Origin of the sequence: Nonomuraea sp. AD125B (assembly GCF_041402765.1) — a bacterium.
In the GTDB taxonomy this organism is placed as follows: Bacteria; Actinomycetota; Actinomycetes; order Streptosporangiales; family Streptosporangiaceae; genus Nonomuraea; species Nonomuraea bangladeshensis.
Window position 1 is genome coordinate 106,273 of sequence record NZ_JBGLOU010000005.1, and the last position, 24,527, is coordinate 130,799.

The 24,527-nt window shown below is 68.8% G+C and carries 22 protein-coding genes; 10 read left to right on the plus strand and 12 right to left on the minus strand.

Features of this window, described 5'->3' with window-relative positions:
* From ACBR40_RS15000 to ACBR40_RS15010, 3 genes are read right to left on the minus strand one after another with little or no spacing between them, the layout of a single operon-like run.
* Nucleotides 1-1,419 carry a glycoside hydrolase 43 family protein gene (locus ACBR40_RS15000; RefSeq protein WP_371249066.1) on the minus strand — a complete coding sequence of 473 codons (1,419 nt, stop codon included), beginning with the start codon at nucleotides 1,417-1,419 and terminating at the stop codon, nucleotides 1-3.
* Complete coding sequence (locus ACBR40_RS15005) at nucleotides 1,416-2,288, minus strand: carbohydrate ABC transporter permease (RefSeq protein WP_344219600.1); 873 nt, start codon at nucleotides 2,286-2,288, stop codon at nucleotides 1,416-1,418. The genes ACBR40_RS15000 and ACBR40_RS15005 overlap by 4 nt, the downstream gene beginning before the upstream one ends.
* Complete coding sequence (locus ACBR40_RS15010; RefSeq protein WP_371249067.1) at nucleotides 2,285-3,199, minus strand: carbohydrate ABC transporter permease; 915 nt, start codon at nucleotides 3,197-3,199, stop codon at nucleotides 2,285-2,287. Before ACBR40_RS15010 ends, ACBR40_RS15005 begins: the two co-directional genes overlap by 4 nt.
* Nucleotides 3,200-3,383: 184 nt before the next feature.
* Here ACBR40_RS15010 and ACBR40_RS15015 point away from each other — a divergent pair, with 184 nt between their 5' ends.
* From ACBR40_RS15015 to ACBR40_RS15035, 5 genes are all read left to right on the plus strand, one after another.
* The gene (locus tag ACBR40_RS15015; RefSeq protein WP_371249068.1) at nucleotides 3,384-4,391 is read left to right on the plus strand and encodes a LacI family DNA-binding transcriptional regulator; all 1,008 of its coding nucleotides are present in this window, start codon (nucleotides 3,384-3,386) and stop codon (nucleotides 4,389-4,391) included.
* Between the two features lie 104 nt (nucleotides 4,392-4,495).
* Entirely contained in the window at nucleotides 4,496-5,911 is a 1,416-nt protein-coding gene (locus ACBR40_RS15020) for a pectinesterase family protein (protein ID WP_371249070.1), read from the plus strand.
* Nucleotides 5,912-5,931: 20 nt separating this feature from the next.
* The gene (locus ACBR40_RS15025) at nucleotides 5,932-7,350 is read left to right on the plus strand and encodes an RICIN domain-containing protein (protein WP_371249071.1); all 1,419 of its coding nucleotides are present in this window, start codon (nucleotides 5,932-5,934) and stop codon (nucleotides 7,348-7,350) included.
* A 249-nt stretch (nucleotides 7,351-7,599) separates the two neighbouring features.
* Entirely contained in the window at nucleotides 7,600-8,577 is a 978-nt protein-coding gene (locus ACBR40_RS15030; RefSeq protein WP_371249072.1) for a DNA-processing protein DprA, read from the plus strand.
* A gap of 2 nt (nucleotides 8,578-8,579) precedes the next feature.
* Entirely contained in the window at nucleotides 8,580-9,392 is an 813-nt protein-coding gene (locus ACBR40_RS15035; protein WP_371249073.1) for a hypothetical protein, read from the plus strand.
* Nucleotides 9,393-9,429: 37 nt separating this feature from the next.
* Here the strand turns inward: ACBR40_RS15035 and ACBR40_RS15040 are convergent, their stop codons facing one another.
* The 7 genes from ACBR40_RS15040 to ACBR40_RS15070 all read right to left on the minus strand — a co-directional run bounded on the left by ACBR40_RS15040 (nucleotide 9,430) and on the right by ACBR40_RS15070 (nucleotide 17,667).
* Entirely contained in the window at nucleotides 9,430-10,665 is a 1,236-nt protein-coding gene (locus ACBR40_RS15040; protein WP_371249074.1) for an iron-containing alcohol dehydrogenase, read from the minus strand.
* A gap of 152 nt (nucleotides 10,666-10,817) precedes the next feature.
* Nucleotides 10,818-12,278: an NAD-dependent succinate-semialdehyde dehydrogenase gene (locus ACBR40_RS15045; protein ID WP_371249075.1), complete on the minus strand. Its 1,461-nt coding sequence runs from the start codon at nucleotides 12,276-12,278 to the stop codon at nucleotides 10,818-10,820.
* Nucleotides 12,279-12,319: 41 nt separating this feature from the next.
* Nucleotides 12,320-13,396, minus strand: coding sequence for an ABC transporter ATP-binding protein (locus ACBR40_RS15050; protein WP_371249076.1), 1,077 nt, complete (start codon nucleotides 13,394-13,396; stop codon nucleotides 12,320-12,322).
* Nucleotides 13,396-14,463, minus strand: a complete 1,068-nt coding sequence (locus tag ACBR40_RS15055) for an ABC transporter ATP-binding protein (RefSeq protein ID WP_371249077.1) — start codon at nucleotides 14,461-14,463, stop codon at nucleotides 13,396-13,398. Before ACBR40_RS15055 ends, ACBR40_RS15050 begins: the two co-directional genes overlap by 1 nt.
* Complete coding sequence (locus ACBR40_RS15060) at nucleotides 14,463-15,374, minus strand: carbohydrate ABC transporter permease (RefSeq protein ID WP_371249078.1); 912 nt, start codon at nucleotides 15,372-15,374, stop codon at nucleotides 14,463-14,465. Before ACBR40_RS15060 ends, ACBR40_RS15055 begins: the two co-directional genes overlap by 1 nt.
* Nucleotides 15,374-16,324 (minus strand): carbohydrate ABC transporter permease, encoded by a 951-nt coding sequence (locus ACBR40_RS15065; RefSeq protein WP_371249079.1) that lies wholly within the window; start codon nucleotides 16,322-16,324, stop codon nucleotides 15,374-15,376. The genes ACBR40_RS15060 and ACBR40_RS15065 overlap by 1 nt, the downstream gene beginning before the upstream one ends.
* Nucleotides 16,321-17,667 (minus strand): extracellular solute-binding protein, encoded by a 1,347-nt coding sequence (locus tag ACBR40_RS15070; protein ID WP_344219626.1) that lies wholly within the window; start codon nucleotides 17,665-17,667, stop codon nucleotides 16,321-16,323. Before ACBR40_RS15070 ends, ACBR40_RS15065 begins: the two co-directional genes overlap by 4 nt.
* Before the next feature lie 459 nt (nucleotides 17,668-18,126).
* Between ACBR40_RS15070 and ACBR40_RS15075 the strand changes: the two genes are divergently transcribed.
* The 4 genes from ACBR40_RS15075 to ACBR40_RS15090 all read left to right on the plus strand — a co-directional run bounded on the left by ACBR40_RS15075 (nucleotide 18,127) and on the right by ACBR40_RS15090 (nucleotide 21,350).
* Entirely contained in the window at nucleotides 18,127-18,870 is a 744-nt protein-coding gene (locus tag ACBR40_RS15075; RefSeq protein ID WP_371249080.1) for a GntR family transcriptional regulator, read from the plus strand.
* Between the two features lie 87 nt (nucleotides 18,871-18,957).
* Nucleotides 18,958-19,527 carry a DJ-1/PfpI family protein gene (locus ACBR40_RS15080; protein WP_371249081.1) on the plus strand — a complete coding sequence of 190 codons (570 nt, stop codon included), beginning with the start codon at nucleotides 18,958-18,960 and terminating at the stop codon, nucleotides 19,525-19,527.
* A 19-nt stretch (nucleotides 19,528-19,546) separates the two neighbouring features.
* Nucleotides 19,547-20,368 carry an alpha/beta fold hydrolase gene (locus ACBR40_RS15085; RefSeq protein ID WP_371249082.1) on the plus strand — a complete coding sequence of 274 codons (822 nt, stop codon included), beginning with the start codon at nucleotides 19,547-19,549 and terminating at the stop codon, nucleotides 20,366-20,368.
* A 496-nt stretch (nucleotides 20,369-20,864) separates the two neighbouring features.
* The gene (locus tag ACBR40_RS15090; RefSeq protein ID WP_371249083.1) at nucleotides 20,865-21,350 is read left to right on the plus strand and encodes a hypothetical protein; all 486 of its coding nucleotides are present in this window, start codon (nucleotides 20,865-20,867) and stop codon (nucleotides 21,348-21,350) included.
* A gap of 127 nt (nucleotides 21,351-21,477) precedes the next feature.
* Here the strand turns inward: ACBR40_RS15090 and ACBR40_RS15095 are convergent, their stop codons facing one another.
* The gene (locus ACBR40_RS15095) at nucleotides 21,478-23,070 is read right to left on the minus strand and encodes a fibronectin type III domain-containing protein (protein ID WP_371249084.1); all 1,593 of its coding nucleotides are present in this window, start codon (nucleotides 23,068-23,070) and stop codon (nucleotides 21,478-21,480) included.
* Between the two features lie 551 nt (nucleotides 23,071-23,621).
* Here ACBR40_RS15095 and ACBR40_RS15100 point away from each other — a divergent pair.
* Entirely contained in the window at nucleotides 23,622-23,810 is a 189-nt protein-coding gene (locus tag ACBR40_RS15100) for a hypothetical protein (RefSeq protein ID WP_371249085.1), read from the plus strand.
* Between the two features lie 7 nt (nucleotides 23,811-23,817).
* Here the strand turns inward: ACBR40_RS15100 and ACBR40_RS15105 are convergent, their stop codons facing one another.
* Nucleotides 23,818-24,507 carry a cupin domain-containing protein gene (locus tag ACBR40_RS15105; RefSeq protein ID WP_371249086.1) on the minus strand — a complete coding sequence of 230 codons (690 nt, stop codon included), beginning with the start codon at nucleotides 24,505-24,507 and terminating at the stop codon, nucleotides 23,818-23,820.
* Nucleotides 24,508-24,527 lie beyond the last annotated feature (20 nt).

Consider the following 24,527-nt stretch of genomic DNA (forward strand, 5'->3'; position numbering starts at 1 on the left):
CTACCTTTCGATGTCCACGGTGAACGCCTCGAAGATCGCTTCGCCGGTGCCGTCCCCCGCGGCGAACAGGCCGAGCACCGCCCCCACCCAGCGGCCCTGGGTGGCCTGGAAGGGCGCGCCCACTTCCCTGCCGTCGGCCAGGAACGTGACCAGGGCGCCCGCGCCGATCCGCGCGCCGATCGTGACGGCGCCGTCCTGCTCGACCGGGACCGGCTGCGTGTCGCCGCGGACCAGGGTCAGCTTGCCCTCCGCGCCCCGCTCCAGGCCGACGAAGGCCGCGGTGTCGCCGACCACGGCCAGCCCCGCCCTGCCCTCGCCCGCCAGCGTGAGCGTGACGGTGACCGTGCAGGGCACGCCGGGCAGCCGCTGCCCCAGCACGGACGGCCGCGCGCGCAGGTCGTCGGGCCCCGGCACGCAGGCCAGCCGCAGTGTGCCGTCCCGCAGCGCCCACCAGGAGGGGTCCGGGTTGGCCTGCCAGCTCCACTGCAGGCCCAGGCCGGGGCCGGCGAAGTCGTCGGACGTCGCGGGCGTGGCCAGCTCACCGACGGGCACCGGAACCCGGTACTCGGCCACGGGCTCGCCGTCGTTGCCCATGACCGGCCAGTCGTCCTCGCCCCAGACCATGGGCTGCAGGTGCACGACCCGGCCATAGGGACCGCGGTCCTGGAAGTGCATGAACCAGTGCTCGCCGGACGGGGTGTCCACCCAGCCGCCCTGGTGCGGGCCATTGACGTCGGTGCCGCCCTGCTCCAGCACGATGCGGTCCTCGTACGGACCGAAGATCGACTCGGCCCTGAACACCGACTGCCAGCCCTGCTCCACACCCCCGGCGGGCGCGAAGATCCAGTACATGCCGTCGCGCTTGTAGAGCTTGGGCCCCTCCAGCGTCCGGTAGCCCGGCAGCAGGTCGGCGTCGATGACCAGCGTGCCCTCGTCCAGCACCGTGCTGCCGTCGGGCGCCATGCGGTGCAGGGTGAGCCGGTTGTTGACGCCGGCGCGGCTCTTGGCCCAGCCGTGCACCAGGTACGCCTGCCCGTCCTCGTCCCACAGCGGGCACGGGTCGATGAGCCCGAGGCCCGGTTTGACGATGTGCGGCTCGGTCCACGGGCCGCGCGGGTCCTCGGCGCTCACCCAGCAGACGCCCACGTCGGGGTCGCCCCAGAAGATCCAGAAGCGGCCGTCGTGGTGGCGCAGCGAGGGCGCCCACACCCCGCAGCCGGGCCGCACGTCGTCGTGGCCCCGGGTGTAGGCGTGGCCGATGATCGTCCAGTTGACCAGGTCGCGCGAGTGCAGGATCGGCAGCCCGGGCACCTTGGTGAAGGTGGAGGCCGTCAGGTAGAAGTCGTCGCCGACGCGGATCACGTCGGGGTCGGACCAGTCGGCGTTGAGCACCGGGTTGCGGTAGGTCCGGTCGGTCATCCCTTCACCGCCCCGGCGGACATCCCCTGGACGAGGTAACGCTGGATGAAGGCGAAGACGATGACGACGGGCAGTGCGGCGACGACGCCGCCGGCGGCGAGGGCGCCGAAGTCGACGCTGTTCTCGCCGAGGTTGTAGGCCAGGCCCACGGGCACGGTGAACTTCTCCTGGTCGTTGATGAACATGAGGGCGAAAAGGAAGTTGTTCCAGCTGTGGATGAAGGCGAACGAGCCGACCGCGACCAGCGCGGGCCGCAGCAGGGGCAGCACGATGGCCAGGAAGCCGCGCAGCCGGGAGCAGCCGTCCACCCAGGCGGCCTGCTCCAGCTCGTACGGGATGTTGCGGATGAAGCCGCTGATCAGGATGAGCGAGAGCGGGAGCTGGAAGACCGTCTCGGCGATGACGAGGCTCCACAGCGAGTTCGTCAGGTCCAGCGTGCGGAAGATCTCGAACAGCGGGACGATCATCAGGGCGCCGGGGATGAACTGCGTGCAGAGCATCCCGACCATGAACGCGCCCTTGCCGCGGAAGGTGTAGCGCGCCAGCGCGTAGCCGCCGGCCAGCGCCACCACCGTGGTGGCGATCAGTGAGGCGACGCCGACCATCAGGCTGTTCTGGAAGAAGACGGCGAACCCCATGCCGTTCCAGACCGTGTCGAAGTGCTGGAGCGTGATCGGCCACGGGAAGATCGCCGTCGAACCGGCCGGGCGGAAGGCGAAGACCAGCATCCAGTAGAACGGCACCAGCGTGAACAGCAGGTACAGGGCGAGCGGCAGGTAGATCTGCCAGCGCGGCACCCGGTTGCCCGGCGCCGTCCGCGGGCTCTGGCGCCGCGGGGCCGCCACCGGCCGTTCGGCGACCGCGGTCATGACTTCGCTCCGAACTTGCTCAGGCGCAGGTACGCGATCGAGAAGAAGGTCAGGATGAGGAACGCCACGGTGGTCAGCGCGGTGGCGTAGCCGAAGTCGTGCGACTGGGCGGCCAGCGAGGCCACGTACAGCGGCAGCGTGGTGGTCTGGTGGGCGGGGCCGCCGCCGGTCAGCGTGTAGAGCAGATCCACGTTGTTGAACTCCCACACGCAGCGCAGCAGCGTGGACAGGATGATCGCGTCGCGCAGGTGCGGCAGCGTGATGTGGACGAAGCGGCGCGTCCGGCCGGCGCCGTCCACGGAGGCGGCCTCGTACAACTCCTTCGACACCGACTGCAGGTCGGCCAGCAGCAAGATCGCGAAGAACGGCACCCCGCGCCACAACTCGGCCACCACCGCGGCCCAGAACACGGTGTCCGGGTTGGCCAGCGGCGCCGCCCCGTACTCCATCAGGCCGAGGTCGGCGAGGTAGCGGGACATGCCGGTGAACGGGTTGTAGAGCAGCACCCAGATCGCGGTGGTCAGCACGCCGGAGACCGCCCACGGCGAGAAGACCAGCGCCCGCGAGATCGCGCGGCCGATGAAGCTCTCGTTGACGATCAGCGCCAGCGCCAGGCCGAGCAGGAACTGCAGCACCACCTCGACGGCCACCCACTTGAGGCTGAACCCGAGGCTCTGCCAGAAGATCGGGTCCTCGAACAGCAGCCTGCGGAAGTTGTCCAGCCCGGCGAAGCCGTTGTCCCAGGGCTGGGTCACGTTGTAGTGCTGCAGGCTGTAGTACAGGACGCTGAGCATCGGGTAGACGAGGAACCCCAGCATCGCCACGACCGACGGGGCGATGAGCCAGTACGGGGTCGACGCGCCTGCTCGGCGGGGTCTGGTGCGGGGCGGGGGCGCCGGGACGACGGCCACGTAGCTGACTCCTTCGCGTGGTGCCGGCCTGCAAGCGGTTGCAGGAAACGTTGCGTCAGCACGCTGGCAACGTCAATGGCATGCGTACCCGCCAAGGGCCACTACCAGGGCAAACGCCGAAATCTCGAAATTTTCGCTGGCTCGGCCTGGCCTTGTCCCCGCCCTCCGGAGCAGAGTGGGGGGCATGACGGCCCCCGACACCCCCGCCCCGCTACCGAAACTGGCGGTGATCGCCCGTGAGGCAGGGGTTTCGGTTGCAACCGTTTCCAAGGCGCTGAACGGCCGATCCGACGTCTCGCAGCAGACCAGGCGCCTGATCGCCGAGGTGCTGGAGCGGCGCGGCTACCCCCGCCAGCGGCTGCGGCCCACGCGGGGCAGCATGGTGGACGTCATGCTGCAGGGGCTCGACTCGCCGTACGCGCTGGCCATCCTCGGCGGCGTGGAGGACGCCGCCTGGCGGCTCGGCGTGGACCTGATCGTCTCCGCCGTGGTCGGCCGTACCAAGAACGGCCAGCCCCCGCCCGCCTGGCTCGACCGGATCGGCGCGCGGGACAGCGCCGGCGTGCTGCTCGTGCGTACGTCACCGACCGCCACGCAGCGCGCCTGGCTGACCGACCACGGCATCCCCGCGGTGATCGTCGACCCGCGCCGCAAGCCGCCCGCCGGGCTCTCGGTCGTGGCCGCCGCCAACCGCGACGGCGCCCGCGACGCCACCGAGCACCTGATCGCCCTCGGCCACGAGCGCATCGCGATCGTGGCCGGCCGCCCCGGCGTGCCGTGCGCGATCGAGCGGCTGGCCGGCTACCGGGAGGCGATGGCCGCGGCCGGGCTGGCGATCGACCCGCGCTGGGAGGTGTGCGGCTACTTCCAGCGGGAGAGCGCCCTGGAGGCCACCCGCGAACTGCTCACCGCCGAACCGCCCACGGCGATCTTCACCTGCTCGGACGCGATGGCGGTCGGGGTCTACCAGGCGCTGAGCGAGCGCGGCCTGCGGGTGCCCGACGACGTGAGCGTGGTGGGCTTCGACGACTCGTGGGCCGCCGCGCACGTCGCGCCGGCGCTCACGACGGTCCGCCAACCCTGGCCTGACCTGGGCTCCGTCGCGCTGGGCTCGCTGCTGTCGGGCGAGGCGCCGCAGCGGGTCGAGCTGCCGACCACGCTCGTGCTGCGCTCCAGCACCGCGCCGCGCTGAAAGTTTCATGCGTCACCACGGCTTTTCGGCCGCTGTGAATTTGTTTGCTTGACAGACGTAAAGAGGCTGGTGCTTCCTCTGGCCCGAGAGGAAGGAGAGCGCGGATGCCCAAGCTCAGATCAGCAGGCGTCGCCCTGCTCGCGGCCGCCGCGGCAGTGGTTTTCTCGCCATCGCCGCAGGCCAGAGCCGCTACGCCGGTGGCGGGCGGTGTGTACCAGCTCAAGGTGACCAAGAGCGGCAAGTGCCTGGACGTGGTGGGCGGCTCCAAGGACAACGGCGCGCTGATGCAGCAGTGGAGCTGTTCCGGGGACGCCTGGCAACAGTTCACCGTGGTTTCGGCCAACTCGTCGGGGGTTTTCACCCTGCGCAATGTCAACAGCGGCCGTTGTCTCGACGTGCCGAACGGCGCGGCCACCTCCGGGCTGCGGCTGCAGCAGTGGGGCTGCGGCGACGGGCTGAAGAGCAACCAGCTCTGGCGGTTCGTGGCCTCGGGCAGCGGGACGTACCAGGTGGTCAGCGACGCCACCGGCCTGTGCATGAGCGACGAGGGCGCCTCCACCGCCTCCGGCGCCGCGATCATCCAGGAGACCTGCACCGCCAACAGCAACAAGCAGTGGGCGTTCGAGCCTCTGGGCAAGCCCACGGTGGCGGCCGACGGGAGCGGCACGTACCGCACCGTGCAGGCCGCGATCGACGCCGTGCCGGCGGGGAACGCGAGCCGCGTGACGATCACGATCGCGCCGGGGACGTACCGGGAGATCGTCCGGGTGCCCGCCAACAAGCCGTACGTCACGCTCCAGGGACTCGGTTCTTCGGCGAGCCAGACTGTTATCGTTAACAACCACCATGCTGGCGCATACGGGACATCGGGCAGCGCCACCGCGTTCGTGGACGGCCACGACTTCGCCGCCACGAACCTGACGATCTCCAACGACTTCGACGAGACCTCGACCCCCGACGGCCACCAGGCGGTCGCGCTCAACCTGAACGCCGACCGCGCCCGCTTCACCAACGTGCGCCTGCTCGGCGACCAGGACACCTTCCTGGTCAACGACGCGACCAGGGCCTACATGTCCGGCTCGTACGTCGAGGGCACGGTGGACTTCATCTTCGGCGGCGGCACCATCGTCTTCGACAACTGCGACATCTACGAGAAGCGCACCACGGGCGGGCCGATCACGGCCGCCAGCACGGCGGCCACCAAGACCTACGGCTTCCTGTTCTACCGCTCCCGCATCTCCGGCGCCGCCGCGAACACCACCCAGCTCGGCCGCCCCTGGCGCCCCGACGCCCAGGTCCTCTACCGCGAGTCCACGCTCGGCTCGACGATCAGGACCGCCCAGCCGTGGACCGACATGTCCTCGAACTCCTGGCGGAACGCCCGGTTCCTGGAGTACCGCAACACCGGGGCGGGAGCGGGCACGAACGCCAACCGGCCGCAGCTCAGCGACGCCCAGGCGGCCGGCTACACCCCGCAGAAGTACCTGGCCGGGACGGACGGCTGGAACCCCATCGGCTGAGCCAACGGAAAGGGAGAATCATGAAATTTCGTGCAATGCTCACCATGCTCGCCATCCTGTCCGCGATCGCCGTCTCGGCCGCTCCCGCGCAGGCCGCCGTCCCCGCGGCGGGCGGTGTGTACCAGCTCAAGGTGACCAAGAGCGGCAAGTGCCTGGACGTGGCCGGCGGCTCGATGGACAACGGGGCGCAGCTGCAGCAGTGGGCCTGCTCCGGCGCCACCTGGCAGCGGTTCACCGTGGTCTCGGCCGGGTCCGGGCTCTACACGCTGCGCAACGTCAACAGCGGCCGATGTCTCGACGTGCCCGACGGCGCCGCCACCTCCGGGCTGCGGTTACAGCAGTGGGGCTGCGGCGACGGGCTGAAGGCCAACCAGTTGTGGCGGTTCGCGGCCTCGGGCAGCGGAACGTACCAAGTGATCAGCAACGCCACCGGCCTGTGCATGAGCGACCAGGGCGCCTCCACCGCCGACGGGGCCGCGATCATCCAGGAGACCTGCACCGCCAACAGCAACAAGCAGTGGGCCTTCGAGAGCGCCGGCGGCCGGGCCTGGCCGAGCACCGCCGACGGCTTCGCGGGCACCGGCGGCGGCACCACCGGCGGCGCGGCCGGCGCCACGGTCACCGTCTCCACCTATGCCGACCTGGTCAGGTACGCCACCGCGAGCGCCCCCTACGTGATCAGGGTGAACGGCGCGATCACCGTCAGCCCGTACGGCACCGAGATCAAGGTCGCCTCGAACAAGACCATCGTCGGCGTCGGCACCAGCGGCCACATCGTCAACGGCGGCTTCTTCCTCGGCTCCGGCGTCAGCAACGTGATCATCCGCAACCTGACGATCCGCGACACCCGCATGGCCGACGACGACCCGGGCGACGACGGCTACGACTACGACGGCATCCAGATGGACACCGCCCACCACATCTGGATCGACCACAACCACATCGCCCGGATGAACGACGGCCTGATCGACAGCCGTAAGGACACCAGCTACCTCACCGTGTCGTGGAACATCCTGGCCGAGAACAACAAGACGTTCGGCATCGGATGGACCGAGAACGTCACCTCACGGATGACGATCCATCACAACTGGACCCGCAACACCAACAGCCGCAACCCCAGCACCGACAACGTCGCCTACGCCCACCTCTACAACAACTATCTGCAGAACGTCAGCGGCTACGGCAACTACGCCCGCGGCGCCACGAAGATGGTGATCGAGAACTCCTATTACGAGAACGTCAAGGACCCTTACTACCGTGACGACGCCGCCCAGCTCCGGCAGAGCGGCAGCATCTGCGTGAGCTGCAGCGGCCGGCAGGAGACCGGCGGCTCGGCCTTCACTCCGAGCTCGTTCTACTCCTACACGCTCGACCCGGCGGCCGACGTGCCGTCGCTGCTGCGTACGTACGCGGGCCCGCAGGCGAACATCGGGCTCTGAGTGATCCCCGGGTGTCCGGGCGCGCATCCCGGACACCCCACGGAAGCGATCTTCAGACGTACGCTCGCATCCGATCCAGAAGGCGCGAACCGATGACCGCTCGCCCGCTCGTCCGACCTGTGGCTCGGCGGCCACGACCACTACGAGATCGACCGCGTCGTGAGCTCCTACCCTCCCAGCTGTCAAAGCCCCAACCGGCATCGTTCTCCTTCGGCGATCGCGGTGTGCCGCCTGGCGAAGCTCGGCATCATGAGCGCTCACACCACGCATCCTGTCGCCGCGAATGTCGGTGTCAGCGCGTACGGTCGCAGCGAACCCACGTTCGAGACGGTGATGAGCATGACCTCGATCGACGAGCAGGCCGCAGTCTTGGCCCTCACCATGGCCACTCATGACAAGCCCTGGCACCACACCGCCCGAGCCATCGCCGCCGCCGGCAGTGCCAGGAAACTTTTCGACGGCGAGCTCGACGGCCTCCAGGACAACGACAAAGCACACGCCGCCGCCATCAGCGGCACGGTCCGGCACGACGACCTGGATCGGGCGCGCGAGCTCATCTCATCCATGGGCTCGCGCGGCGTCGGCCTCGTCACCGTGCTGGACGAGGACTACCCCGGCAACATGTTCTGGACGAACAGCTACCAGCCGTTCCTGTGGGTCCGCGGCCACCTCGCCCCCGAAGACCATCGGTCCGTCGCCGTCGTCGGCGAACACGATCGTGAACACGCCGCCGCTGCCGCTCGTATCCTCTCCGCAGCGGGATTGACCGTGGTCGCCCCGCTGCACACCGAATTCGGCATCACCGTCCATGAGAACGCTGGACGGACGTGGGGAGTCCTCGACAGGGGCATGGATCAGCTTCAGCGGTCAGGCCGCTATGCAACTGTCGCCGACCAGGTAGCCGAACGCGGAGCCCTGGTCTCGCCGTTCTGGCCCGCGACCATCGCCACCGACCGTACGGCGGCACTCACCCCTATGGTGACCTGCGGGTCAGCAGCGATCGTCTACGTCGTCGACGGCCGCGCCAACGGCTTCAGCCAGCGACATGTCACCGATGCCCTGAAGACCGGCAAGCCTGTCTTCGTGCCCCAGCAGCTTCACCAAGAACAACCATGGGTAGCCCAGGCCGGCTTCCGGGGAGGCATCACTGCCGTCCAGGACATTGACGACTTCTGCCAGCAGGCGGTCAATCTCATAGATATGGCCTCCCAACCGACCATGTTCTGACCATGGGCCGCGCCGAGACGGTCATCGACCCCGTCCTCCCGCTGTTCAGGAACGTTCCATCGGTGCGTCCCGGAGTCTGCCGGATCTGCCGCACCGGGCCCAACAACAAGCCCAACGGCGAGCCGTACGAAATCTGCTCGAGTTGCGCCCGCACGGTGAACGGGTTCCGCAGATATGCGGAGCCGGTGGTGTCGATCTCTCTGGCCGTCGAAGAAGGGGATGACAACGGGCTGTTCCGGCTCGTGGCGCGCAGAGAAGCTGTCCCCGCCGGCACGGACCTGCTGCGCCCGGTGACCTTGATGGCGGCCACTCTGTCCCGCTTCTACGACGCTCACCAAGCCTGTCTGACCCAGGTGGCCGGCGGGCCCTTCACCATGGTCACCCACATTCCGAGCACCCGGCTTGATCGCCCTGCGGAGGCGTTCCACATCATGCCGCGGGTCATCGACAGGATCGCCGCGCTACGGGCGCTCTACAAGCCGGTGCTCCTGACGAACTTCGAGCACGCGGCGGTGCTCCGGCGACGCGACTCGCACCCGGACGCCTTCCGGCTGATGGGAATGCCGAACGGCGCTCAAGCGCTGCGCGACGAACGGGTGCTGCTGGTGGACGACCTGTTCGTGTCCGGCGCGCATATGCAGAGCGCCGCGTATGCGCTGTTCAAGGCGGGAGCGGAGGAGGTTGTCGCTCTCGCCATCCTCAGGTTGATCGTTCCCAGTGCCTGGCACGAGAACAGGAGGAGCATCTGGCAGGAGGCCAGTGATCAGCCGTTCTCCTTCGACCGCTGCTGCCTATGCTCTTCAACAAAGAGGTGAACTGCATCGTTTCCCCAAGCGGGGAGTGTCAACTTAACTATCTCTGCTTCGGAGTCAGGAAAAGTCGGGTCCGGTCCCCGAGCCAGGCCGCCTCGAGGATCGCGGTCAGGCTGGCGGTGTCGGTCGGGCCTGGATGGTTCTGGATCAAGCGGGTGACGCCGCCGGCCATCTCCGCGAAGCGTGGGAGGTCGGCGCGTGCCACGCCGATGTCCGCCAAGGTGGCAGGGATGCCGATGTCGGCTAGGAGCCCGTCGAGCCAGGTGAGGAACGTGTCCGCGGCCTCGGCGTCCGAGGCGTCGGTCACGTCGAGCCCGCACACCCGGGCGAGGATGGCCAACCGGTCGCCGATGGCGTCCCTGGCCGCGTCCAGCGCGTAGGGCAGCAGCAGCCCGACGCCCAGGCCGTGCGGTGTGTGGGTGGCCGCGCCGATGGGGTACTGGAGCGCGTGCGGAGCCGCGTTGCCCGCGTGGGAGAACGCGAGCCCGGCCAGCATGGACCCGTAGGACATGTCCGCGCGCGCGTCCTTGTCGCCTCCGTCCCTGACGACCTGGGACAGGCTGCGGGCGATCCGCTCCGCGGCCAGGAGCGCGTAGTGATCGGTGATCGGGTTGCGGCCGAGGAAGACCTGTTCCACCGGGTCGCGCGGTCCGTGGGCCCGGGGTCGCGCGGTGTAGCTCTCCACCGCGTGGCAGAACGCGTCGATGCCGGAGTGGGCGGTGACGGTCACAGGGCAGGTGTAGGTGAGCTCGGGGTCGACGATGGCGAAGTCGGGCACGAGGTGGACGCTGGAGACCCCCACCTTCAGCTCGCGGTCCGGGTCGGTCAGCACCGAGACGGGCGTGAGCTCGGAGCCGGTGCCTGATGTCGTCGGGACCGCGACGAGAGGCGTCGTCGGCCCCGGCACCTTCGACTCCCCGTAGAAGTCGCGCGGCGTCCCGCCGTGGCACCGGATGACGCCGACGATTTTGGCGAGGTCGATCACCGTGCCGCCTCCGATGGCGAGGAGGACGTCGGCGTCCACCTCCGCGGCGGCCGAGACGGCCAGGGCGACATCGGTGAGTGGCACGTCCGGAGTCGCGTCGGCGAACACCCCGACGACTGCGACCTTCTCCCGTACGGCGGCCACGATCTCGGCCACACCCGGCTGCCCCAGCAGGGCCCGGTCGGTCACGATGAGGACTCGCGAGCCACACTCGGCCACCACTCGTGGGATGTTCTGCGCGACCCCTTCGCCCACGATCAGCTGGCGTGGTCCGCGGACGGTCTCAAGCATGTCAGTGCCTCTCTGGAACGTCGGCGGTGATCTGCCGGGCGGACGTCCGGGTCACCTGCGCGACCGGGACGGCGTCGGCGAGGCGGGCTGCCGGGTGGCGCGGGCGCGCGGGGCGCGGTGCTCCACGGCGGGCGCCCGGAGCAGCAGGCCGGTCACGGTAGGTCGATCGCCACGTAGGTGACGTCGAGATACTCGAGGATGCCCTCGTGCGACCCCTCCTTGCCGATCCCGGACTGCTTCACCCCTCCGAACGGAGCTGACGGGTCCGAGACCAGGCCACGGTTGATGCCGAGCATCCCCGTCTCCAGCCCCTCGGCGAACCGGAGCGCCCGCTGGAGGTCACGGGTGAAGACGTATCCGGCCAGGCCGTGCTCGGTGTCGTTGGCCTTCGCGATCACCTCGTCGTCGGACGTGAACGAGATGATCGGGGCCACCGGGCCGAAGATCTCCGCCTCCAGCATCCGCGCGTCGTCGGGCACGTCGACGAGGACCGTGGGCGGGTAGAAGTGGCCCGGCCCATCCGGGCGCTCGCCGCCCACCAGGACACGGGCTCCGCGATCGACCGCGTCGGCGACGAGCTCGTCGAGCTTGGTGACCGAGGCCTCGTCGATCAGCGCCCCGACGTCCACGCCGTCGTCCAGACCATGGCCCACCGAGAGCGCGCCCATCCGCTCGGCGAAGCGTGCCGTGAACTCCTCGCGCACCGGCTCCTCGACGTAGATCCGGTTGGCCGCGATGCAGGACTCCCCCAGGTTGCGCATCTTGGCCACCATGGCACCGTCGAGGGCGACGTCCAGGTCCGCGTCGGCACACACGATCAAGGCCGCGTTGCCGCCCAGTTCCATGGAGGTGCGCAGCACGTTGTCCGCCGCCTGCCGGAGCAGCACGCGCCCGACCTCGGTCGACCCGGTGAACGAAAGCTTGCGGGTCCGGCGGTCGGCCAGCAGTGCCGAGACCACCTCGCCGGCCCGCCTGGTCGTCACGACGTTGACGACGCCCGGAGGAACGCCGGCCTCCTCCATGACGCGGGCCAGGAACAGCATGGTGAGTGGCGTCTGGGGCGCCGGCTTGGTGATCGTCGTGCAGCCCGCCGCCAGCGCAGGAGCGATCTTGCGGGCGCCCATGGCCAGCGGAAAGTTCCATGGTGTCACGAAGACGCAGGGTCCGACCGGCTTCGGCACGGTGGTGATGCGATATCCACCAGCGGGAGCGGTGTTGTAGCGCCCCTCGACGCGCACCGCCTCCTCGGCGAACCAGCGGAAGAACTCGGCGCCGTAGGCCACCTCTCCGCGAGCCTCCGCGAGCGGCTTGCCCATCTCGAGCGTGATCAGCCGGGCGACCTCCTCGGACCGCTCGGTCAGCACCCGGTACGTCGCGGTCAGCAGCTCCGACCGTTTTCGCGGTGGGGTCGCCGCCCACTCCGCCATCGCCTTGCTCGCCGCGTCCAGAGCGGCGAGCCCGTCAACGGCGCCGGCGTCCGCCACCTCGGCGATGGTCTTGCCGGTGGCCGGGTCCTCGACGGCGAAGGTGGCTCCGCCGGCAGCGTCGCGCCAGGCGTCGCCGATCCGGAGCCGCCGGTGCTCGGGCGCCAGGACGTTCATCGGGTCACTCATTGCGTCGCCTCCTGTGATGTTCCTGGTGATTTTCGGCGTGACTACCTCCCGGCCGCGGACAGCGCCAGCCCGGTGCCCGCGTCGAACAGGTGCGCGCGGTCCAGGTCGACCGTGACAAGCAGCCGCTCGCCCGGCGTACCGGTGACGGTGGTTCGTGCCTTGACCTTGAGGATCTCCGTCCCCACCCGGACGTCGACCACCGTCCGGTCACCGAGCGGTTCAAGGCCGTAGAGCTCACCCGGCAACGAAGCGTCCCCGCGCTGCTCGACGGACAGGTCCTCAGCGCGCAGGCCCAGCAGCAGCGGACGACCGTCCTCAGCCGTGGTCCAGCGGGGCCGCGGCAGCGTCCAGCCTTCCGCCCCGACCAGACGATCTCCCTCGGCGTGGCAGGCGAGCAGGCTGATCGGCGGGCTCCCGACGAATCCCGCGACCCACTGGTTGGCCGGCCGCTCGTACACCTCGGCCGGCGTCCCGACCTGTTGCACCTTTCCCTCCTTGAGTACCGCGACCTGGTCGGCCATGGACAGCGCCTCGACCTGGTCGTTGGTCACGTAGACGAAGGTCGCTCCGAGGCTCCGGTGGATGCGGGTGAGCTCGGTGCGCATCTCGACGCGGAGCTTGAGGTCGAGGTTCGTCAGCGGCTCGTCCATGAGGAACGCGCGCGGGTGACGGACCAGCGCCCGGGCCAGGGCGACCCGCTGCATCTCACCACCCGACAACTGCGCGGGACGACGCTGCAGCAGCCGTTCGATGTGCAGCAGGCTCGACATCCGTTCGACGGCGGCGGCGATCTCGCTCGAGGAACAGCGGCGTGCCCGCAGCGGCGAGGCGATGTTCTCGTACGCCGTGTGTCGCGGGTAGAGGGCGTAGTTCTGGAAGACCATGGCCAGGTCGCGTGCGGCCGGGCTGTCACCGGTCGCGTCCCTCCCGTCCAGGTGCACCGACCCGGCGTCCAGCTTCTCGAGGCCGGCGATCGCTCGCAGGGTCGTCGTCTTGCCCGCCCCGGAGGGTCCGAGCACGACGAAGAACGAGCCGTCCGGTATGTCCAGCGTCACCCCGTTTAGGGCCTGGACTTTGCCGAAGGACTTGCACAGCCCGCGCACTGCCACGGTTCCCATCAGGCCACCAGCTCTTCCGTGCTCACGTCGTAGACCGGCGGTGGCCCGCCGGTGTGCCGCAGCCCGACCGGTGCGTCAGCGGTGAAACGGACAGTCGGTGGCATCCGAACCCGTACGTCGCGCTGTCCGTCGTGGTCGACCACGTAGATGATCTCGTCGCCCAGCCACTCCGCCGAGACCACGCGGGCCGGGACCGAACGTTCCGCCCCTGGTTCCGTGACTTCCAGCGCCTCCGGCCGGACGCCCGCGACCAGGCGACGGTCGCGCGGCAGGCCCGGCGGCGGCGTGAGGGTCAGCCCGCCCTGACTGCGCAGCTTCCCGTCGGCCACCTCCACCTCGATCAGGTTCATCGGCGGGGAGCCGATGAACGCGGCGCAGAAGAGACTCGCCGGACGGTCGTAGACTTCCAGCGGCGTGCCGATCTGCTCGACGCGGCCCTTGTTGAGTATGGCGATCCTGTGGCCGAGCGACATCGCCTCGACCTGGTCGTGAGTGACGTAGACCATCGTCGTCCCCAGTTCCCCCTGCAGGTGCTTGATCTCCGTGCGCATGTCCGCCCTCAGCTCCGCGTCCAGATTGGTGAGGGGTTCGTCCATGAGGAACGCGCGCGGTCGTCGCACCAGGGCGCGGGCGAGCGCGACGCGCTGCTGCTCCCCGCCGGACAGCCGGTGCGGCCGCCTGTCCAGGAGCGGGCCGAGCCGCATCAGCCCGGCGGCCTCCTCGACCCGCTTGCGCACCTCCGCCTTGGGCAGTCCCTCGGCCCGCAGCGGGAACGCCAGGTTGTCGCGGGTTCTCAGATGCGGGTAGAGAGCGTAGAACTGGAACACCATGGCGATGTCGCGGTCGGCGGGCGGCAGGTCGTTGACCAGCGTGTCGCCGATGCGGATGTCGCCCGTCGTCTGCCTTTCCAGCCCGGCTACGGCCCGCAGCGTGGTCGTCTTGCCGCAGCCCGAAGGGCCGAGCATCACGAACAGCTCGCCGTCGCGGATGGACAGGTCCACGTGATCGACCGCGACCGTCCCGTCCGGGTAGCGCTTGTGCAGGGCGCTCACCTCGATGCCCGCCATCAGCGTCGCACCGCCCCGAGCGTCACACCGGCGACGAGGTGCTTGCGCACCAGGTAGGCGAAGACGAGCACCGGCAGGGCGAACACCACGGAGGCGGCGGCCACGAGACCCCAGTCCACCGTGGTCCCGCCGATGAGGCCGGCGATGGCGGGCGGGGCCGTCCGCACGTCGTCGCTGGAGGTGAGGAAGATGGCGAACACGAACTCGTTCCACGAGAAGATGAGGGCGAAGACCGCCGTCGCGGCGATGCCGGGCAGGAGCAGGGGAAGGGTGAACCGCCAGAACGCCTGCAAGCGGGTGTAGCCGTCGAGCATGGCGGCGTCCTCGTACTCCGCGGGCACCTCGTCGACGAACCCCTTCATCATCCAGATCGTGAACGGGACGTTGAAGGCGGTGTAGATGAGGATCAGGCCGAGCTTGGTGTCGATGAGCCCGACCTGGCGGTACATGAGGAAGATCGGAATCACGACCACCACGGGCGGCATGAAGCGGGTGGACAGGATGAAGAACAGCTGGTCCTTCTTGGCCTTCACGGCGAAGCGTGAGTAGGCCCAGGCCGCCGGGACCCCCAGCACGGTGGCCAGCGCCGTGGAGACCCCGGCGACCAGGACGGAGTTGAGGAACGAGGCGGACAAGGTCGAACGACCGCCGCCGGAGGCGACGAACACGTCCTTGAAATGCTCCAAGGTGACCTTGAAGTCGAAGAACTTGGCCGGGATGGCGTAGACGTCCCGGTTCTCCTTGATGGACGTCTCGATCATCCACAGCACCGGGAAGAGCATCACGATGGCCAGTACGGTCAGCAGCGCGACCTCCAGCACGGCGCGGCCCCGGCCGCCGAAGCGGCGCGAGGGGGGCGTGTGATCCCCGGCAGGACCTGTGGACACGGCCTCGTCTACGGAGAGGGCCATCAGTCCTCCTTGAGCTTGTTCAAGTAGCGCAGGTAGAGCTGCGTGAGGACGATGACGACGATGACCATGAGGATCCCGTACGCCGAGGCGGTTCCGGTGTTGAAGCCCAGGAACGCGACCTTGTAGACGTGGAACGACAACGTCTCGGTGGAGACCCCCGGGCCTCCACTGGTGAGGATGTAGACGAGGTCGAACAGCCGGAAGGCCTCGATGGCCCTGAACAACACGGCGATGAGAAGCAGCGGCCACACCAGCGGAAGAGTGATGGTGCGGAACTGGAACCACTCGGACGCCCGATCGATCGAGGCGGCCTCGTACAGGTACTTGGGAACCGCGGTGAGGCCCGCGAGTGCGATGAGCATGATGAACGGCGTCCATTGCCAGGTGTCGACCAGGACAAGGGAGAGCAGTGCCGTACGCTGCCGGGTGAGCCACTCCACCTGCCCCAGGCCGAGCGAGCCGAGCATGCTGTTGATCACGCCGAACTGCGCGTCGAGCATGAATCGCCAGAACAGCCCGACCACGACCGGCGACAGCATCATCGGAACCAGGAACAGGGTGGTCAGCAGTCCTCGTCCGTGCATGCGCCGCGAGATCAGGTAGGCGATGGTGAAACCGAGCACGGTCTGCAGGGCGACCGCGCCGACCACGTAGATCAATGTCGTCAGGGCCCTCTGGTGGACCTGCGGCGAAGTCAGGATGGCGGTGTAGTTCTCGAACCAGAGGAACTGGGCGGGGCCCCCGCGAGTGGCCGAGTAGTCGGTGAAGGACAGGTACAACGCCCACAGCAACGGGAACACCGACATGGCGAGCAACAGCAGCAGCGCGGGAGAGGTGAAGGCCACGGCGAGCCAGCGGTCGCTCAAGCGGCGGGACCGGCCCGGTGCGGGCGGCGTCGCGGACGCCACCCGCCCGGGGTGGTCGGTCGTCAGAGGGGCGGTGTCACTCACAGTCCGCCGCCGCCCTTGCCGCCGCTGGCGTTGAGCACGGCCTGCTGCTGCTTGGCGATGTCGTCGAGCGCGTCCTTCGGCGCCTTCGCGCCGTTGAGGGCCGCGTTCACGTTGGTGTTCTCGATGTCGACGAGGCGCGCGTACTCGGGGACGTTCCACATGTCCCGCATCCGCGGAACCGAGTCGGTGTACACCTGGTTGAACGGCTGGGCGTTGAGGAACTCGGGCGACTCCAGGGCGTCCGTACGCGAGGGCACGCCGCCGGCCGCGGCCCACTTCTTCTGGATGTCACCCTGCTCGAACCACTTCATGAAGTTCAGGGCCTCCGCCTGGTTCGCCTCGGGCGAGTAGGCCGACACGTGCATCCCCATGCCGCCGAGAGGCACCAGGTTCGTCTTCTGGCTCGGCAGGGTGGCGAAGCCCAGCTTGTCGAGAATCTGCTCCCGCGTGGTGCCGAGCGTCGACTGCTTCGGGTCGAGCAGGCCGCCGCTCGCGGCGATCCAGTTGAACGCGATGCAGGCCTTGCCCTGGGCGACCGCCGCGTTCACCTCGTCGATGAACCAGTTGCCGGAGCCCTTGGCGGTCAGCGGCTTCATCTTGTTGACCAGGACGTCCATCGCCTCCTGGCCCGCGGCGTCATTGAGGACGCCGTCGATCTTGCGCGTCTTGGGGTCCCAGAGGTTGCCGCCGTAGACGCCGTTGACCGTGTTGTAGGTTACGGCCGCGGCGTCGGAGCCGTTGGCCTGGTGGAAGGCCAGCCCGCTGACGCCGGGGTTGTCCGCCTGGCACTTCTCGGCGACCGAGATCATCTCGTCCCAGGTCTGCGGTGGCTTGTCGCCGATCAGGTCCTTGCGGTAGATCATCGTCCAGGTGTCGCCGAGCAGCGGCAGTCCGTACAGGCTGGCGTTCTCGTCACGCTTGCCGGTCTCCGCCTGGGGGAACTGGCCGTAGGCCGCCAGAAGGTACGGGTTGTAGGCCTTGACGTCGATGTTCTTCTTGACGAAGTCGGTGATGTCGAGGATGTTGCCGTTCGTCACGGCCTCGCCGATGTGCTGCGAGTCCAGGATCGGGATGTCGAAGTCGGTCTTGTGCGCGGCGAACTGGGTGAACATCGCGTCGTGCCAGTTCGCGTTCGGCACGGTCTTGACCTTGATGGTCACGTTCGGCCGCCCCTTGGTGTACTCCGCGTTCGCGAAGGCTTCCAGCGCGTGGGCGGGGGGCCAGTCGAACCAGATGAAGCTGAGGGTCAGCGGATCCTTGGTGAGCTCCGGGATGGTCGCCGGCGCCTTGGGGGCGCTGCCGTCCTGACCGCCGCAAGCCACCACGGTCGTGGCCACTAACATGGCCGCCGTAGCCAGCCGCGCCTTTCGACCGGGAACCGACAATCGTCCTGTTCGCTTCGGATACCGCATCTTCTTGCCTGCTTTCTGGGGGGATTTGTGGAGCCTTGCCGCGTGCTTCGCCGAGCAGTTGCCGGGTTGGTCAGGCGTGTTGCCGGCTGTCGCGGGGGCTGATCAGCAGACCGGCGTCACGAGTACGCCGCGACTTCATGGGGCTTCAGGCAGTCGGGAAGTCCTTCGGTCCTGGTGCGGCCCGATGGCGAACCGAAGAGGACGTCGAGCATGCTCATAAGAGCTCCAACTGATCGAAGCGGAGCGATGGCGGGCGATTCCCCGATGGGTGAAGGATGGCTGGCGTCCGCCACCTTTCCTATACGATCCGAGTGGGAGCGTCAACATCCCGCCATGCTGCGAGCGATGCCAGCAGGTTCCCGAAGACGCAAGAAAGGACCTCACGTCACGATGGACGACGAAGCGATGATCGCGCGGCGCCGTGGGGCCATGACAGGCGGAATCCCGCCGGGGAGATCTCGCGGCCGGCTTGCCGACGAGGTGTACGACACGCTGCTCGGACAGATGATGTCGCTGCGGATCGAGCCGGGCTCCCGCGTCACGATCGACGCCCTGGCGCGAGAGCTGGGGGTCTCACAGACGCCGATCCGGGACGCTCTGAACCGTATGGAGGCCGAGGGCCTGGTCGTGCGTGTGCCGCACGCCGGCTATCGCATTCCCCCCCAGATCACCCGTCACCGATTCGAGGACATGCTCGAGGTCCGCCTGCTCCTTGAGCCGGCGGCGGCGCGCAGGTCCGCAGAACGCGCGTCCTTGCAGCAGGTGGCCGGTCTGCGGCGGCTGCTGGATGAGATGGCGGAGCTGGAGGGGGGCGGCGGGCTCATGGCCTATGGCGCCTTCGGGCTGCGCGACGCCGCTTTTCACGATCTCGTCGCCCTGAGCGCGGAGAACCAGGTCATCCGCGAAGCGCTCGCCCGCCTGCACACGCACGTGCACCTGTTCCGGCTTCTCCACGACACCCAGGTCACTCACCTGGCCATGGCCGAGCACGAAGAAGTCCTGGCCGCGATCGCCGCGCGTGACCCCGACGCCGCCGCCTACGCCATGCGCCGGCACATCCTGCGGTCCGGCGAGCGGTTCCGGCGGTTGTTCGACGAGGCCAAGGGCGCCGACGGAATGGTGGCAGAGGCTTGACGGGCGGGCCGGGCCGGGGAATGCTAAGTCAACCCGATCGGATCGGATTGGATCCGCCTCACCCGCCTCAGATGCGAGGAGAAGCAGGTGCCCAGAGCGCTGCTGCTGACCGGCGACGCCGCCGAGGAGCTCGACACCATGTATCCCTACTATCGCGTACAGGAGGGCGGCTGGGAGGTTGACGTCTCGTCACGGACGATGCGTGACGTTCAGCTGGTCATCCACGAGTTCGACCCCGACTCCGACGCCTATGTGGAGAAGAACGGCCGGAAGCTGCCGGTTGACGTGCCCTGGGCCGAGGTCGACGTCGAGCGCTATGACGCCCTCATCATCCCCGGGGGACGCGCCCCCGAGTGGATCCGGGTCGACGCCGACGTCAGGCGCATCACCGAGCACTTCTTCGCGCGCAACCTCCCGATCGCGCTGGTGTGCCACGGCGCGCAGGTGCCGGCTGTGTACGGGCTGCTGAAGGGCCGCAAGACGGCGTGCTTCCCGCCCATCACCGGTGACATGGAGAACGCGGGCGCGACGGTCATCGACGCTCCCGACGTCGTGGACGGCAACCTCGTCTCCTGCAGGGGGTGGCCGGACATGCCGAAATTCGGCAGGGCGATGATGGAGGTCTTCTCGAAGTCCGTCAACTCCGCATCGGCATGAGCGCACCCGGCCCGTCCCGGTGACGGCATCTCGCACCGTCACCGTCGACGGCTCCCCCGTCCACGTCCTGGAGAGCGGCACCGGGCCCGCGGTGCTGATGCTGCACGGCTCCGGACCCGGTACGACCGGATCCGGCGCCTGGGCGGCGACGGCACAGGCGCTGGGCACGTCCTGGCACCTGGTGGCTCCTGACCAGGCCGGGTTCGGCCGTACCCCGATCCCGGCCGGCTCCAGGGGCGGGCTCCGGCTGTGGACGGAGCAGGCCGCGGGCCTGATGGATGCTCTCGGTGCCGAGCGCTTCGCCGTGGTGGGCCACTCCATGGGCGGCGCCGTGGCGCTGGCGTTGGCGGCCGCGCGTCCCAGGCAGGTCACCCGTGTCGTGGCGGTCTCGACGATGGGCGCCCCCGGGGCGCCGCTGTCCGCCGAGCTCGACGCGATCTGGGCCGCCCCTGCCGACCCGCTCGGGGCACGAGACATGTTGAGCCGCCTCGTCCTCGACCAGGCGCTCGTGACCGAGTCGGCCGTCGCCGCCCGTGCGGCCGCGATGCGGGCGGGGGCGGCCGCATTCGCGTCGTTGTTCCCTCCTCCCAGGGCACGCTGGGCCGACGACCTCACCCTCTCGGCGCGAACGCTGGCAGGGGTGCGCGCGCCCGTGCTGCTCGTCCACGGCGCCGAGGACCGGGTCACCCCGCTCGGGACGGCGGCCCTGCCCCTGCTCGAGCACCTGGCCGACGTCCGTCTGCACGTGCTCGGCCGATGCGGGCACGTGCCGGCGCTCGAACACCCGCACGACTTCAGGCGACTCCTGTCGTGCTTCCTCGGCCGGGAACGAGGGTCCTGACTCATCTCCGTGGGCCGTGGGTTCAAGTCTCGCCCCCTACCACTGTCGGCGATTCGCTGGCGTTCACCATCTCTCGGACGGCGAGCTTCGACAGCTCGCCGCCAGGCGTCCCCGTGTGGAAAGTTTCACTGACACCGCCGCGCGGACGACTGTGATGACGCGGGTACGGCCGCCACATCGCACGGCGTCACATGGTCCGCGACCAGCCTGTCGATCGGTGGGGCGAGATCGTCGCCCTTTTACGGGCCGTACGGAAACCGCGATTCACCACTTGTTTCGGAGAGCGGTCCTTCATATGGGGCTGTCCAGTCCGTGGCCATTGTGTGATCCTCCCCTCGAGAAGGCATGTCCCGCGGCGTCTCGGGCGCGCGGCCCGGCCGGCCTCACCGACGTGCGCGTCCGCCTCGCCCCGATCACGGCGGCGACCCTGGCGGACGGCGAGGCCGGCATCTCTGGCGAAATCTCCACAGTCAACGGCGCGAAGAAAGGGCACCCCATGATCGCTGGCAACCCGATCCGCCGGGCACTGGCGGTCGGCGTGATGATGGCCACCACCGCCGCGATGGTCGTGACCATGCAGCATCCCGCCGCCGCCTCAACCCTGACGCTCAACGCCACGGTGGACTGCCTCAACGTCAACTACTCCGGCGACACCCGCGACTGGTACGCCTCGTACGTCTCGGTCGGCTCCGCGCCTCCTTCGTACGGCGTGGCGATGCCCTACAGCTCGATGGTCGCGAACCCGGCGAACCACACGTGGTCGTTCACGATCAGCCTGCCCGGCGGCAGCACCTCGGTGAGCGTGTCGGCCATCTGCAGCGGCGGTCACCAGTATGACCAGGTCGGCTGGACCAACGGACCGGCGATCAGCATTCCCTCCTCGGCCACGACCCTGACCGCCACCTGGGGCTGCTCCACCCAGCAGGTCTACCCCGGGCCCTACATCACCGGCTGCAGCGCGCAGTCCTACTCCTACAGCTGAGACTCCTGCCTCCCAGAAGGCCGTCCGCGCTGTTCGCTGAACGTCGTGACGCGGCCGGGGAAGAACGGGTGCGGCCCAGCCCCAGCGAGAGGTTCGCCGAGGGCTGGGCCGATCTCCGGTCGCGAGGTTACGCGCCGGTGCAGGTGTAGCCGGATGGCAGGGCCGTGTTGCCGTCGGGGCGGCTGGCCTGGAAGCCGAAGCTGGTGGTGCCGGCTCCGGGGGCCAGCGTGCCGTTATGGCTCACGCTCTTGGCCGTGACGGTCTGCCCGCTGGTGGTGACGGTGGCGTTCCACGAGCCGGTCAGCGTGTGCCCGGCCGGGAGCGTGAACGTGACCGTCCAATTGGTGATCGTCGAGGTGCTGGTGTTGGTGATGGTCAGCGGCTGGATCACATAGCCGGTGCCCCACTGGCTCTGCACGGTCGGCGTCGCCGAGCAGGCTCCGGTGGTGGTGCCGCTGGTGGTGACCTGGACGGTGTTGGACACCGGCGAGAGGTTGCCGGCGGCGTCCCGCGCGCGGACCTGGTAACGGTAGGTGGTGCTCGGGGTCAGGCCCGTGTCGCTGTACGAGGTCGTGGCCGAGGTGCCGACCTGGGCGAAGGTGCCGCCGGTGGCCCCGGGTGCGCGCAGGATGTCATAGCCGGCGACCTCCACGTCGTCAGTGGAAGCGGTCCAGGACAGATCGGTGCCGCCGGCGGTGGTGCCAGAGGCGGTCAGCCCGCCCGGGGCGGTGGGTGGCGTGGTGTCGCCGCCGGTGGAGGTCGTGGTGAACGTGACCAACGCGGAGTTGGCCGACAGGTTGCCCGCGCCGTCGCGTGCCCGTACGTAGACCTGGTATTCGGTGTCGGCGCTCAGCCCGGTCAGGGTGATCGAGTTGGTGGTGGACTGGCCGAGCAGCGGGTCGGTGGCGCCCTGCTCCCGGTAGACGTTGTAACCCGCCAGGCCGGAGCCGCCCTGGTCGGTGGATGCCGTCCAGGTCAGGGTGGCGCTGGTGGCGGTCACGTCGGAGACGGCGGGAGTGCCCGGAGAGGTCGGCGGAGTGGTGTCGTTCGTGCTTTGGAACTGACTGAAGAAGTTCCACACCACTGCCTTGGTCCAGGTACGTGCCCCGTCGTCAGCGGTGGACCCGTCCACTGGACCAGGGGTGTGACCCCCGTCGAACGCCGCCCACACGACCGGGTATCCGGATCGGCATCCCGAGTAGGCGGTGACGACGTGCGTCAGGCTGCCCTGTGCCGGTTCGGGCGGATTTTGGGCAGTGCACCCGTTGTTCCTGACGAACGTGTCGCGCAGCGACCGGCCCAGCGAGATGTTGAGCACGTTGTCCCTGAGGCCGTGGAGCCCGATGTAGGCGATGGGCTGGGTGCCGCCGCTGCATCCGCTGAGCTGTGCGCCGGAGTAGACCGCGACCGCGCGGAAGACCGTCGCGCGGGCGCAGGCCAGGGCGTAACTCATGCCGCCGCCGTAGCTGAAGCCTCCGGCGAACAGCTGCGTGGTGTCGACGCACAGGTCTGCTTCGATGAGCCTGATCATGTCGTCGACGAAGGTCAGGTCCTGCCCGCCGGAATTGGCCCAGCCGTTGTTCAGCCCCTGGGGGGCGACGAAGATCGCCGTGTTGTTCGCCAGCTGCCTGAGCCCGTAGTAAGACCAGGTGAATCCGCTGGTGCCGCCTGAGTCGACGTCGTTGGCGGTGCCGCCGTTCCAGTGGAACCCGAAGATCAACCGGTAGGGGTTGGTGTTGTGGTAATTGTCGGGAATTCTCAGGATGAAGGAGCGAGTCCGGCCGCCGCTCTGGATCGATTGCGTGCCACTTCTGAGTGTTGGAGTCTTGCCGCATCCTGGCGTGGCGGCGGCGGCGCTCGCCGCGCGTGACGTGGTTTCGCTGCTGCTCAGCGCCGTACCACCGCTGGCCACCGCGAGAAGCACCGCCGCGATGACAGCGGCGAGGACGGATTTAGGCCGCATCGTCACTCACCTGCCTGTGGCACCACCGGAGGGACGGTGCCAGGGCGTCGGTTAGCGTTAACATGAGCTGGATCAATCCTCTCATCCGTGCGGAACTGGCGCCCGTTCCTGCTGCCGATGGGTGGTGGTGCGACGGAGCAAATATGAGGCGTGCAGATCCGTCAAGGCGCGGCCCGCTCCTCTGACGTGACGGGCGGCGCTCCCAATGCCGTTTTGCTGGCACGTATCGCGTCGTTCAGCCTGGAAACTATTGAAAGTTTCACGGTAAGGCTCCCAGAAAGCGGGCTCGGCTCGTCGGCCTCTGCGACGTGTGGAGGATTCAGGCCCGCGTCGAGGACGTGACGCCCGGGGAGGCGGAGTGGTGTCCTGATCCAGTGGCTTTGCACGGTGGTGAATCAGGAATTGTCAACGCCCGTGGTGATGAACTGTTTCGTGAAGTCGGCGTCGAGGCGGTCGCCGAGCGTGACCTGGATGATCGCGGACAGAGCGAACCGTGAGCAGGGGTCACAGAAATTCACTGCGGTAGGTCGGGGCCAGCTCTGCCGCGCGGCGGCGGCGTTCCGCGAGGTCGTCCGGCGACAGCTGCGGCGGAGGCGCGTCCACGCCCGCCACGGCGTCACCGATGCGCATGAAGTACTCGTCCTGCCCGGCCGGCGTGCACATGCAGAGCATCCGGGCCGGTGCGCCCGAGACGTTGCGGAAGTTGTGCGGCGCGTTGGCCGGGATGTTGATGGTGGACCCGGCCCGCACGAGGTGCTTCTCGCCGCGGAAGGTGAATTCGATCTCGCCCTCGAGGATCGTGAACATCTCCTCGAAGTCGTGCCGGTGCGGCGGCGGGCCGCCGCCGTCGGGCACGCGCATGTCGATCAGGCAGTACGCGCCGTTGGTCTGCTCACCGGTGATCAGCATGCCGTAGGTGTTGCCTACCAGGGAGATGTAGGTCGTGGCGGGGTCGTCGGGGTTCGCCACGGTCAGCGAACGAGCGGGGTCGTCGTCGGGAATCATCGTGATCGTCTCCTGGGGTGTGCGGTGGGTTGGTTCTATCGGCCGGGCGACGAGGCGTCCCCCGGAGTTGATTCGACGAAACTGCGGGCGGGTGCCGGCCGTGCGGCATGCTGCCGAGGTGGGAGATGCGTCGGCGTGCATGAGCTGGGTGACCACGCGACCACCGGAGGCGTGCACCGCGTTGATCAATTCCTGTCAGCCCGCGATGC